The 12,385-nt window shown below is 70.3% G+C and carries 10 protein-coding genes; 8 read left to right on the top strand and 2 right to left on the bottom strand.

All coding sequences use genetic code 11. The features are described 5' to 3' along the window. Nucleotides 1–84: 84 nt before the first annotated feature. Nucleotides 85–1,011: a TauD/TfdA family dioxygenase gene (locus tag ACZ6MZ_RS13615; RefSeq protein ID WP_389792902.1), complete on the bottom strand. Its 927-nt coding sequence runs from the start codon at nt 1,009–1,011 to the stop codon at nt 85–87. Nucleotides 1,012–1,312: 301 nt separating this feature from the next. On the opposite strand from ACZ6MZ_RS13615, the gene ACZ6MZ_RS13610 reads away from it, so the two are divergent. From ACZ6MZ_RS13610 to ACZ6MZ_RS13590, 5 genes are all read left to right on the top strand, one after another. Further along, complete coding sequence (locus ACZ6MZ_RS13610) at nt 1,313–1,531, top strand: MbtH family protein (RefSeq protein ID WP_384193381.1); 219 nt, start codon at nt 1,313–1,315, stop codon at nt 1,529–1,531. A 168-nt stretch (nt 1,532–1,699) separates the two neighbouring features. Further along, nucleotides 1,700–2,953, top strand: a complete 1,254-nt coding sequence (locus tag ACZ6MZ_RS13605) for an MFS transporter (RefSeq protein ID WP_469351764.1) — start codon at nt 1,700–1,702, stop codon at nt 2,951–2,953. A gap of 89 nt (nt 2,954–3,042) precedes the next feature. Next, nucleotides 3,043–4,062 (top strand): 2,3-diaminopropionate biosynthesis protein SbnA, encoded by a 1,020-nt coding sequence (gene sbnA / locus ACZ6MZ_RS13600; RefSeq protein WP_389792894.1) that lies wholly within the window; start codon nt 3,043–3,045, stop codon nt 4,060–4,062. Further along, nucleotides 4,056–5,054 carry a 2,3-diaminopropionate biosynthesis protein SbnB gene (sbnB, locus tag ACZ6MZ_RS13595; RefSeq protein ID WP_386879468.1) on the top strand — a complete coding sequence of 333 codons (999 nt, stop codon included), beginning with the start codon at nt 4,056–4,058 and terminating at the stop codon, nt 5,052–5,054. Before sbnA ends, sbnB begins: the two co-directional genes overlap by 7 nt. Nucleotides 5,055–5,153: 99 nt before the next feature. After that, on the top strand, nt 5,154–5,930 hold the full coding sequence (locus tag ACZ6MZ_RS13590; protein ID WP_389792892.1) for a hypothetical protein: 777 nt from the start codon (nt 5,154–5,156) through the stop codon (nt 5,928–5,930). 126 nt (nt 5,931–6,056) lie between these two features. Here ACZ6MZ_RS13590 and ACZ6MZ_RS13585 read toward each other — a convergent pair whose 3' ends face one another. Beyond that, complete coding sequence (locus ACZ6MZ_RS13585; RefSeq protein WP_469351762.1) at nt 6,057–8,276, bottom strand: NADP-dependent isocitrate dehydrogenase; 2,220 nt, start codon at nt 8,274–8,276, stop codon at nt 6,057–6,059. A 676-nt stretch (nt 8,277–8,952) separates the two neighbouring features. Here ACZ6MZ_RS13585 and ACZ6MZ_RS13580 point away from each other — a divergent pair. From ACZ6MZ_RS13580 to ACZ6MZ_RS13570, 3 genes are all read left to right on the top strand, one after another. Further along, nucleotides 8,953–9,162, top strand: coding sequence for a type A2 lantipeptide (locus ACZ6MZ_RS13580; RefSeq protein WP_384190946.1), 210 nt, complete (start codon nt 8,953–8,955; stop codon nt 9,160–9,162). Between the two features lie 145 nt (nt 9,163–9,307). Next, nucleotides 9,308–10,114, top strand: a complete 807-nt coding sequence (locus ACZ6MZ_RS13575; RefSeq protein WP_389790283.1) for an HlyD family efflux transporter periplasmic adaptor subunit — start codon at nt 9,308–9,310, stop codon at nt 10,112–10,114. Beyond that, nucleotides 10,111–12,384, top strand: coding sequence for an NHLP family bacteriocin export ABC transporter peptidase/permease/ATPase subunit (locus tag ACZ6MZ_RS13570; RefSeq protein ID WP_389790285.1), 2,274 nt, complete (start codon nt 10,111–10,113; stop codon nt 12,382–12,384). The genes ACZ6MZ_RS13575 and ACZ6MZ_RS13570 overlap by 4 nt, the downstream gene beginning before the upstream one ends. Nucleotide 12,385: the final 1 nt, after the last annotated feature.

Genomic DNA, 12,385 nt, shown 5'->3' with positions numbered 1-12,385 from the left:
GCGAGATGTAGGGGTTCACGGGGCCGGAATGAGGACACCCGGCGGCGCGGAGCAGGACACTCCGCGGTAGGGGGTTCGCGGCGCTCACGCCGGACCGGCCACCGTGGCGTCCGACGGCTCGGCCATGGCCACGGCGATCTTCCGCGGTCCGGTGAACGGCTCACGACCGTGCGAGGCCAGCATGTTGTCCACCAGCAGCACATCGTCGAGCTGCCAGTCGAAACGCCGCTGCTCCGCGCGGTAGCAGCTGCGCAGATGTGCCACCACGTCGTCGGGGATGCGCTCACCGTCGCCGTAGAAGGTGTTGGTCGGCAGTTCGTCCTCGCCGAACATCTCCCGGAGACCCGTGCAGACCTCCTCGGCCAGCGTGGTCACATGGAAGAACGAGAGGTGGTTGAACCAGACCTGTTCGCCGGTGACGGGATGCCGGTGCACGGCCTCGCGACGGGCGCGGGTGCGCAGCCCGTTCGCACCGGTCCACTCGGCCTCGACGCCGTTGCGCGCGCAGTACCGCGCCACCTCGTCACGGTCGTCGGTGTTGAACGCCTGCTGCCAGGGCACCCCGAAGCCGTCGATGAAGTTGCGCACCACCATCCAGCCACGGGCCGCGAACTCCTCCCGTACCGCCGGATCGATCGCGCGCAGGACCCGCCGCGTGTCGGCGAGCGGGGTGGACCCCAGGGTCTCCGGGGGCCGCACGCAGTAGAAGAAGAGCGTCAGCGGCCAGGTGGCCTGGTAGGAGTTCTCGTTGTGCAGGAAGATCTCCTCGCTCGGCGGGTAGTCCGTCGAGGTGTAGACCTGTCCCTGGATGGTGCTGCGGGGCGACGAACGCTCCGCGTAGGCGAGAGGTGCGCCGGAGACCGCGCGCACCACGTCCTCGAATCCGCCCACACCACCGACGTCGAATCCGCGCAGCAGGACCGCGCCGTGCTCGCGCAGGCGGCGGCGGATGACCGAGCGGGCGTCCGGCAGGAAATCGGCCACCGGAGAGCCGGGCGTGTCCGCCGACATGACATACGGCAGTGTGGATGGCGTGCTGGACTCCACGGCCGGCTCCGGGGTGGACTGCCGCTCGGCGCCCGCTCGGTCGGACGGGGCGGGCGGGGCGGATGAGTTCGCAGTCATGCGCCTCAGCTTCTGCGGCGGGCCCCGCCCGAACGAGAGAACAACCAGCAGCGCTGTCGGCAGCACCCGTGCCCGCCTCTCTGCGCTTTCTTCTCTGCAACCGGGTTGAGCCACCGGGCAGGCTCGCTCTCGCCACCACCCATCACGTGACGTTCGTGATGCGGCAGCGAAGCCGAGGAGGGCCGCCATGGCCGAGGAACACACCGACGAACGCGTCCACCAGGTCGTTGTGAACGACGAGGAGCAGTACTCCGTCTGGCCCGTCGACCGGGCCCTGCCGCTCGGCTGGCACGCCGAGGGCACCCGGGGCAGCCGTACGGACTGCCTGGACCACATCGGCACCGTCTGGACCGACATGCGGCCCCGCAGCCTGCGCCGGCAGATGGAGCAGGCATCCCACGGATAGCCCCCGCCGAACCGGACCCGCTGGCCGAGGTGCGTGACTGATGAAGACGCCGAGGACCCCTGAACGGGGTCTGCCGGACCGGTACACCCAGGGGCGGGTACCGGCCGCCGTGGCAATGACGACGCCCCACCTCACCCACCGGGCACGGACCCGGGGAAGGAATGCGCGATGACCACCGTCGCGAAGTCCCCGCCCGGCGGACCTCCGGTGACACCGCTGCACCGCAACCGCGACTTCATGCTGCTGTGGAGCGGCTCGGCCGTCTCCATCGTCGGCTCGACGGCTTCCACCGTCGCCTACCCCCTGCTGGTGCTGGCCCTGACCGGCTCGGCGTCCGCCGCCGGGGTCGCCGGTTTCTTCACCCTGCTGCCCACCCTGCTGTTCCAGCTGCCGGCCGGTGCGCTGGTCGACCGCTGGAACCGCAGGCGGCTGATGATCTGGTGCGACGCGCTGCGCTGCCTCGGGGCCGCGAGCATCGTGGCGGCGCTCGTGCTCGGCGAACTGCGCCTGGTACACATCCTGATCGTCGGGTTCGCCGAAGGCACCCTGTCCGTGTTCTACGGACTGGCCGCGCACGCGGCGGTACCGAACGTCGTCGAGGCCGGCCAGCTGCGCCTGGCACTGTCGCGCAACGAAGCCCGCGGACGGGCGGCGACGATGCTCGGCACCCCGCTCGGCGGCATCCTCTTCGGTATCGGCCGGTCGATCCCGTTCCTGCTCGACGCCGTGTCCTACCTGGTGGCGCTGGTCAGCCTGCTGTTCATCCGCAAGGACTTTCAGGCCGCACGGCCCCGCGAGCGCATCGGCGGCATGGCCGCCCAGGTCTGGGAGGGACTGGTCTGGCTCAAGGACCAGCCGTTCGTGCGCGCCGCCACCCTGCTCGTCGCGGGCAGCAATCTGCTCTTCCGCGCGCTGTTCCTGATCGTCATCGTGATGGCCACCGACGCGGGCGCCTCGTCCGCCGGGATCGGCATCATGATCGGCGCCGCCGGAGCCGGCGGCGTACTCGGCTCGCTCACCGCCACCTGGTTCGGCCGCAGGCTTTCGCTGGCCACCCTCGTGATCGGGGCGAACTGGGTGTGGGCCGTGCTGATGGGCGTGATCGTCTTCGCCGACGATCTCGTCGTGCTCGCGCTCGCCTACGCGGCGATGTGGTTCGTCGGGCCCATCTGGAATGTGGCGGTGGGCAGTTATCAGCTCAGCATCACCCCGGACCGGCTGCAGGGACGCGTACTCGCGGCCACCAGCATGCTGTCCGCCGGGGCACTTCCCATCGGCGCGCTCGTCGGCGGCCTGCTGCTGGACGCGGTGGGACCGCAGCAGGCGGCAGGGGCCCTCGCCGTGTGGATGGTCCTGCTGGCCGGCGCCGCGACACTCTCCCGCTCGGTACGGCGGAGCACCACGTCATCGGCGGATTCCTGACCCCACCGGTGCACCGGTGCACAACCAAGGAGGAACAACCGTGTTTCGCACGATGCTCGGACCGCGACTCCCCGGGACGGGGACGAGCCATGCGGCTGTCTGACGCCGGACCCGCCGGGGTGCTCGGGACCATCGGAGCGACGCCACTCGTCGAACTGGCCAGGCTCGACCCGTCCAGACACTTCAGGACGTACGCGAAGCTGGAGGCCCACAACCCCGGCGGCAGCATGAAGGACCGGTCCGCGCTGGAGATGCTGCGCGAACACATCCTCGACGGCCGGATCGTCCCCGGACGGTCGGTCGTCGTCGAATCCAGCTCCGGGAACCTGGGCATCGGCCTCGCCCAGGTGTGCGCGTACTACGGGATCCGGTTCATCTGCGTGGTCGATCCGCGGACCAACCAGCAGAACGTCGCGATCATGCGGGCGCTGGGCGCCGAAGTGGAAGTCGTCCAGGAAACCGACCCGGTGACCGGGGAGTACCTTCCGGTCCGCATCCGCCGGATCCAGGAACTCACCACCCGGATCAAGCACGCCTACTGGCCCGACCAGTACTCCAACCCGCTCAACCCGCGGGCCCACCAGAGCACCATGAGCGAAATAGTCGAGAGCCTGCCCGGCGGACTCGACTACCTCTTCTGCGCCACCAGTTCCTGCGGCACCCTGCGCGGCTGCGCGGAGTACGTACGGGCTCACCGGCTGCCGGTGACCGTCGTCGCGGTGGACGCCGAGGGCAGCGCCATCTTCGGCAATCCGCCGGCCCCGCGGCTGATCCCCGGCCACGGCGCCGCGGTCCGGCCGGGACTGTACCGCGAGGGCCTCGCCGACCAGGTCGTCCATGTCAGCGATCTGGACTGCGTGGTCGGCTGCCGCAGGCTCGCCGCCCGTGAGGCGATCCTGGCCGGCGGTTCGACCGGCGCCCTGATCGCGGCGCTCGGCTTCATGGGGGAGCGCATCCCGGCGGGCGCCAGGGTCGCGCTGATCCTGCCCGACCGGGGCGAGCGCTACCTCGACACGATCTACAACGACGACTGGGTCACCCGCCACTTCGGCGATGTGTCCCACCTGTGGAAGGAGAAGAAGGCGGAGATGAGGGTGGCACCATGCTGATCCTGGGAGCCGAGGACATCCACCAGATCCTCGACGGCGCCGAGAAGAACGTCCTGGAGACGGTCCGCCGGGCCTACGTACTGCATGACCGGGGCCATACGGCCCTGCCGCACTCCGTGTTCCTGCGCTTCCCGCACGACCAGCGCAACCGGATCATCGGGCTGCCCGCCTACCTCGGCGACGAGACCCCGGTGGCCGGCGTCAAATGGATCGCCTCGTTCCCCGGCAACCTCGCGGCCGGCCTGCCGCGTGCCTCCGCGGCGATCATCATGAACTCCATGGCCACGGGCGCGCCCGAGGCATTCCTGGAGGGCTCGGTGATCTCCGCGCGGCGCACCGCGGCCAGTGCCGCACTGGCCGCCGCCACGCTCACCGCGCGGAAACCCGACACCGGGGTCTCGCTGGTCGGCTGCGGCGTGATCAACTTCGAGGTGCTCAGCTACCTCCGCGCGGCCCTGCCGGAGCTGGCCACGGTCACCCTGTTCGACCTGGACCGCGACCGGGCCCGCGCCTTCGCCGACCGCTGCACCGCCCGCTGGCCCGATCTGACGGTGGCTCTGGCGGACACGGCCGAGGAGGCCCTCGCCGCGCAGCGCCTGGTCAGCCTCGCCACCACGGCCTCGGCCCCACACCTGACCACCGACGCCTGCCGGCCGGGCACCCTGGTCCTGCACCTGTCGCTGCGCGACCTCACGGTGGACTCCATCCTGGCCGGGGTCAACGTGGTCGACGACGCGGACCATGTCTGCCGTGAATCGACCTCGCTCCATCTGACCGAGCAGCGGACCGGCGACCGCGCCTTCATCCAGGCGTCGATCGGCTCCGTCCTCGCCGACCCCGCCCCCTACAGGCGCGCGGAGGACCGCGTCACCGTCTTCTCCCCGTTCGGCCTGGGCGTCCTCGATCTCGCCGTCGCCGAGTTCGTCCGCCGCACGGCGGACACCCTCACGCTGGGCACCCGCGTCCCCGGCTTCCTTCCGGTCTCCGGCTGACCCGGGGCACGCCCGGCTGAGACCCGCCCGGCCGGGCCGGTCTCACCCGGGCGTGCCGGCCGGTGGCACTTCCGGCGATCGGCCGCGATCATGAGCTGCGTGTCCCGGATCCCGCCCCCTCACGAGCCCGACGACGCCGTGCCCGCACGGCTCGCCCGGATCGAAGCACTGCTCACGCATGCCCGCTCAGGGATGGGAGAGGCGGACCGCCAGCTGCTGCCGGCCTGGCGCCGTGTCACCCGTGGCGAGCTCCGCTGGTCGTCGGCCGTCGCGGTGCTGGCGGCCATCGCTCTGCAGTGGGCACTGCCGGAGAGGCTCTCGCTGCGCCCGGAGTGGCTGCTGCCCGCCCTGGAAACAGCGTTGCTGATCGCGCTGGTCGCGGCCAATCCGCACCGGATCGACCGTGCCTCCCGGCTGTACCGTGCGGCGGGCCTGGCCCTGATCGCCCTCATCAGCGCGGCGAACGCCTTTTCGGCGGTGTACCTGGTCGCCGGCCTGATCCGCGGCACCGGGGGTGCTGAGGACCCCGGGGCGCTGCTGTCGAGCGGTGGCAGCATCTGGCTGACCAATGTCATCGCCTTCGCGCTGTGGTACTGGGAATGGGACCGGGGCGGCCCCGTCGCCCGCAGCAACGCGACCCGTGCCTACCCCGACTTCCTCTTTCCCCAGATGCAGACCCCCGACCTCGCCACCCCGCACTGGGAACCCGCCTTCCCCGACTACCTCTATCTGTCCTTCACCAACGCCACCGCCTTCAGCCCCACCGACGTCATGCCCCTGACCCGCTGGGCGAAGATGCTCATGCTCCTGCAGGCAGTCGTCTCCCTGCTGATCGTCATCCTCGTCGTCGCCCGCGCGGTCAACATCCTCACGTGACTCCCCGCGAAGCAGCAGCTCCCCGCGAAGACGGGACCGCACGCGAAGACGGGACAGCCCCGGCCGGCGGAGTGCCGGCCGGGGCTGTCCCGGTGCGAACGGAGCGCGGGCGCCCCGGGTGTCGCGTCAGCCCAGAATCGTGAGGGCCTGGTTGAAGGTCTTCGACGGACGCATGACGGCCGACGCCTTCGACACGTCGGGCTGGTAGTAGCCGCCGATGTCGGCCGGCGAGCCCTGTACCGCGACCAGCTCGTCGAGAATCGTCTGCTCCTGCTCCGCCAGCGTCTTGGCGAGCGCGGCGAACGCCTCCGCGAGCTGCGCGTCATCGGTCTGCTTGGCCAGCTCCCGCGCCCAGTAGAAGGCCAGGTAGAAGTGGCTGCCACGGTTGTCGATGCCACCGACCCGGCGGCTGGGCGACCGGTCCTCGTTGAGGAAGACGCCGGTCGCGCGGTCGAGCGTGTCGGCGAGCACCTGGGCGCGCGCGTTGCCCGTGGTCTGCGCGAGGTGCTCGAAGCTGACCGCGAGCGCGAGGAACTCGCCCAGGCTGTCCCACCGCAGGTAGTTCTGCTTGACGAGCTGCTGGACGTGCTTGGGCGCGGAGCCCCCCGCGCCCGTCTCGAACAGACCGCCGCCGTTGATGAGCGGGACGACGGAGAGCATCTTGGCGCTCGTGCCGAGCTCAAGGATCGGGAACAGGTCGGTCAGGTAGTCACGCAGCACGTTGCCGGTGACCGAGATCGTGTCCTCGCCCCGGCGGATACGGTCGAGGGAGAACGCGATGGCGTCGACCGGCGCCATGATCTCGATCCGCAGCCCGTCGGTGTCGTGCTCGGGCAGGTACGCCTTGACCTTCGCGATGAGGTTCGCGTCGTGCGCGCGGCCCTCGTCGAGCCAGAACACCGCCGGGTCGCCGGTGGCGCGGGCGCGGGAGACGGCGAGCTTGACCCAGTCGCGGGTCGGTACGTCCTTCGTCTGGCACATACGCCACACGTCACCGGCGCTCACCACGTGCTCGAGTACGACCTCGCCGGCGTCGTCGAGGACGCGCACCGTGCCGGTGGTGGGGATCTCGAAGGTCTTGTCGTGACTGCCGTACTCCTCGGCCGCCTGCGCCATCAGGCCGACGTTGGGGACCGAGCCCATGGTCGCGGGGTCGAAGGCGCCGTTCGCGCGGCAGTCGTTGATGACGACCTGGTAGATGCCGGCGTAGCTGCTGTCGGGGATGACGGCGAGGGTGTCGGCCTCCTGGCCGTCCGGGCCCCACATGTGACCGGAGGTGCGGATCATGGCCGGCATGGAGGCGTCGACGATGACATCGCTCGGTACGTGCAGATTCGTGATGCCGCGGTCGGAGTCGACCATCGCCAGCGCGGGTCCTTCGGCGAGCTCGGCCGCGAAGGACGCCTTGATCGCCGCGCCGTCGGCCAGCGAGTCCAGCCCGCCCAGGATGCCGCCGAGTCCGTCGTTGGGGCTCAGGCCGGCCGCGGCGAGCGCCTCACCGTGCTCGGCGAACGTCTTCGGGAAGAACGCGCGCACGGCGTGACCGAAGATGATCGGGTCGGAGACCTTCATCATCGTGGCCTTCAGGTGCACCGAGAGCAGCACGTCCTCGGCCTTGGCCCGGGCGACCTGCGCCTTGAGGAACTCACGCAGCGCCGCCACCCGCATCACCGACGCGTCCACGATCTCGCCCGCCAGCACGGGCACCGACTCGCGCAGGACCGTGGTGCTCCCGTCGTCCCCCGCCAGCTCGATGCGCAGCGAGCCCGCGTCGGCGATGACCGCGGACTTCTCGCTGGAACGGAAGTCGTCGGCGTCCATGTGCGCGACGTTCGTCTTCGAGGCGGCGTCCCACGCGCCCATCGAGTGCGGGTGGGCCTTGGCGTAGTTCTTCACCGACGCCGGCGCACGGCGGTCGGAGTTGCCCTCGCGCAGCACCGGGTTGACGGCGCTGCCCTTGACCTTGTCGTACCGCGCGCGGACGTCCCGGTCCTCGTCGGTCTTCGGGTCGTCGGGGTAGTCCGGCAGCGCGTAGCCCTGCTGCTGCAGCTCGGTGATGGCCGCCTTCAGCTGCGGGATCGAAGCCGAGATGTTCGGCAGCTTGATGATGTTCGCCCCGGGAGTCTTGGCCAGCTCACCGAGCTCGGCGAGCGCGTCATCGATACGCTGGCTCTCCTCGAGTCGCTCGGGGAAGCTCGCGATGATCCGCCCCGCCAGAGAGATGTCACGGCTCTCCACGGTCACCCCGGCCGTCGAGGCATACGCCTCGACCACAGGCAAGAACGAATACGTCGCCAGGGCCGGGGCCTCGTCGGTGTGCGTATAGATGATGGTCGAGTCTGTCACCGGGTGCTCCGTTCCAGGTCTGCAACATTGCTCGACATCAAGATATCCCCTGACCGCCCCCCTCTGGACAGGGCCCTGCCCGCGCTGGGCGATCCCGGGCACCGGCGGCCCGGACCGCCTCGTCGAGAACACGGCCGCCGTCGAGCCCGTGCGCTCCGGTCCGAATTGAACGCGTTCGAGTTATCGGCGCGAAATCTCGCATCCCCTTTTGCCGACGGCCTTCCCATAACGCCATAGGGCGACGCGGAAATCACTCCCCGCGCATAGCCGGATGCGAGGGGGAGCCGCCCGGCGGAAAGGGGCGGCCTCTCGCGAATCTGCACACCGGTTACCCGGACGGCACACCGTCTCCCAGAGGTCTTCGTAAGTCGGCCGAGGTATCGGACTTTTGGTGCGGAATGTCGTGTTCGCAGTCGAGAGGGGGCCCTGCCTGCGGAAATTCACTCGTGCGAATGTGTGAAGATGCTGTCACCACTTCATGGACGCATGTGCACACCCGGCCATTTCGAAAGCGCGAAAGGTCACGCCGAGTGCGCCTCCCGATTGGCTGCGCAATGCGCTCGCGTGCTTTGATCCTTCGCACTGCGGCGGTCCCACGAAGGTCTTCCGGTTTCGGATGCCCGCATGGGGTCACCGCAGCAATTCCGAAATATCAGCGCGAAGGGAAGCCCACATCATGTCCTTCACCCCGCAGGTTGAGACCCAGGAAATCTCCGACAGCGACCTGGACAACGTGTCCGGCGGTCTCGTCGACGGTCTGGTCGGCACGGTCGTTGCCACCGCCGACTCCGTCGCCCCCGTCTCGGGTGTCGTGGGCACCGCCACGGGCCTCGTCGGTACCGCCACCGGCCTCGTCTCGGGCACGGGCCTCGTCTCCGGTCTCTGAGCCGGTGAGGTGCCGCTGAGCGGCACTGCCACGCATAGGTGACGACGGCGCGTCGGCTCCCCGGCCGGCAGTCCGCGCCATGTGCCCCGGATCCGCTCCAGGTTCCGGGGCACGCGGCCGCCCAGGCCCGGAAGGGAAGAGTGTCGTGCAATTCCGTCAACAGGCCCTTTCCAAGCTGCAGTCGCCCGAGGAGATCGACCTGCCGGTGCGCTTCGCCCGGCCCCAGGGCTGTCTGGTCCTGGCCGTCACGGTCGTCGTCATGGCCGCCGCGGCCGTCTGGGCGGTGACCGGCTCCCTGTCGTCCACCGTCAGCGCCGCCGGAATCCTCAACCACGCGCAGGGCAGCTACGTCCTGCAGAGCCCGGTCGCCGGCCAGGTCACCGACGTACTCGTCAAGGAAGGCCAGCGCCTTCCCGCAGACACCCCTCTTCTGAAGGTCAGGACCGCGGAGGGATCCACCGTCGTCCGCACGATCGCCGCGGGCCGGGTGACGACCCTGGTCGCCACGATCGGTTCCGTGGTCACCACCGGTGCGGACGTCGCGGCCGTGGAGCGCGTCGACAGCGCGGACGATCCCCTGATGGCGGTGTTGTACCTGCCGGCCGACAGCGGATCAGCGGTCCCCGTGGGGGCCTCGGTGGAGCTCACGGTCCAGTCGGTTCCCGCCAAGCGGTACGGGGTGCTGCGCGGCCGGGTGAAGTCGGTCGGCCGGACCGGCCGGACGGCCCAGCAGATCGCCGGCTTCCTGGGCAACAGCCAGCTGGGCGAGCAGTTCTCCACGGACGGTCAGCCCGTCCCGGTCCTGGTGCGACTGGACCCCTCGTCGCGTACCGCGTCCGGCTACACCTGGTCGTCCTCGGCAGGACCGCCGTACGCGGTCGACTCCATGACACTCACCACCGGCACCATCCACCTGGCCGACCAGCGTCCGATCGATTGGCTGCTTCCGTGACCGCACCGCAGGCATCCGCGACGCCGCGGGAGCGGCTCGCACCACCGGGCCACGGCCGCCATCGCCCCGGTTCCCCGCGGGCCGGGAGGTCCCGGAAGGCCCCCAAGGCCACAAAGCGCAAGACGGTGCGTACCCCCTCCATCCTCCAGATGGAGGCCGTGGAGTGCGGGGCCGCCTCGCTCGCCATGGTGCTCGCCCACTACGGGCGCCATGTCCCGCTCGAAGAGCTGCGCATCGCGTGCGGCGTATCGCGGGACGGCTCCCGGGCCAGCAACCTGCTGAAGGCCGCCCGCAGTTACGGTCTGCAGGCCAAGGGCATGCAGATGGAGCCGGCGGCCCTCGCCGAGGTCCAGGCGCCGGCCATCCTGTTCTGGGAGTTCAACCACTACGTCGTCTACGACGGCATGGGACGCAAGCTGGGCCGCCGGGGCGTACACATCAACGACCCCGGCAAAGGCCGCCGCTTCGTGACGACGGAGGACTTCGACACCAGTTTCACCGGGGTCGCGCTCGTCTTCGAGCCGTCGGCCGGCTTCCGCGGCGGCGGCCGCAGACGGGGCGTCCTGGGCGCCGTGCCGGCGAGGTTGCGCGGCACGACGGGCACGCTGCTGGCCGCGCTGCTCGCCAGTCTCCTCCTGGTCGCCGTCGGCGCGGTCGTACCCGCGCTGAGCCGTACGTACATCGACATGTTCCTGATCGGCAAGCAGACCTCGCTGCTCGGCCCCCTGTTCGCGGCCATGGCCGCGATGGTGGCGCTCACAGCGGTGCTGACCGGTCTGCAGCAGGCGAACCTGCTGCGCGGACGCATCATCTCGTCCACACTGAGCAGCGCCCGGTTCCTGCGCCACCTGCTGCGGCTGCCCGTCACCTTCTTCGCCCAGCGCAGCCCGGCCGATCTGGTCCAGCGGCTGCAGTCGAACGACGCGGTGGCCGAGACTCTGGCACGGGACCTCGCCGCCGCCGGGGTGGACGGGGTCGTGGTGATCCTCTACGCCCTCCTGCTGTGGACGTACGACCCTCAGCTGACGGTCGTCGGCGTGCTGATCGCCCTGCTCAACGTGGTCGCGATGCGGATCGTCATCCGGCTGCGGGCGACCCGTACCCAGAAGCTGCGCGCGGACACCGCCCGGCTGACGAACACCTCGTACACCGGCCTCCAGCTGATCGAGACCATGAAGGCCACCGGCGGCGAGAACGGGTACTTCCGCCGCTGGGCGGGCCAGCACGCGACGACGCTGGAGGAACAGCAGCGCCTCGGCGTACCGACCGCGGCCCTCGCCGTGGTCGCGCCGGCCCTCGCGACGCTCAACAGCGCGCTGATCCTCTGGATCGGCGGCCTGCGGGCGGTGGAAGGCCACCTCTCGATCGGTCTGCTCGTCGCCTTCCAGGCGCTCGTCACGCGCTTCACCGCGCCGATCACCCGGTTGAACGGGGTGGCGGGCCGGGTCCAGGACTTCGCGGCCGATGTGGCCCGGCTGAAGGACGTCGAGAGTTTCCCGGCCGACGCGCTGTACACACGCCGCGCGCCGGAGACGAGCACGCGCAGGCTCACGGGCCATGTGCGGCTGGAGAACATCACCTTCGGCTACAGCCCGCTGGACCCACCGCTGCTCACCGGCTTCTCGCTGACCGTGGGGCCCGGCCGGCAGGTCGCACTCGTCGGCGGCTCCGGCAGTGGCAAGTCCACTGTCTCCAGGCTGATCTCCGGCCTCTACGGGCCGTGGGAGGGGACGATCCGCATCGACGGGCAGCGCCTGGAGGACATCTCCCGTGGCGCGCTCGCCGCCTCGGTCTCCTTCGTCGACCAGGACGTCTTCCTCTTCGAGGGGACGGTCCGCGACAACGTGGCCCTGTGGGATCCGTCCATACCGGACGACGCCGTCGTCACCGCCCTCAAGGACGCCGCCCTCTACGACGACGTGATCGTCCGGCGTCCCGACGGCATCCACAGCCGGGTGGAGCAGGACGGCCGCAACTTCTCCGGTGGGCAGCGGCAGCGGCTGGAGATCGCCAGGGCGCTCGTCCGACGGCCGAGCATCCTGGTCCTCGACGAGGTGACCAGCGCCCTGGACGCGCAGACCGAACGGCTCGTCATCGACAATCTGCGGCGGCGCGGCTGTGCCTGCGTCGTGATCGCACACCGGCTCAGCACGGTGCGCGACAGCGACGAGATCGTGGTGCTCGACCACGGTTCGATCGTGGAACGGGGCCGGCACGAGGACCTGGTCGCGGCCGGCGGGCCGTACTCCGAGCTGGTCAAGGAGCACTGAG

Source organism: Streptomyces sp. NPDC042201, assembly GCF_055582185.1.
The sequence above is the reverse complement of the archived record's forward strand: the minus strand, read 5'-3'. Positions and strand labels throughout refer to the sequence as shown.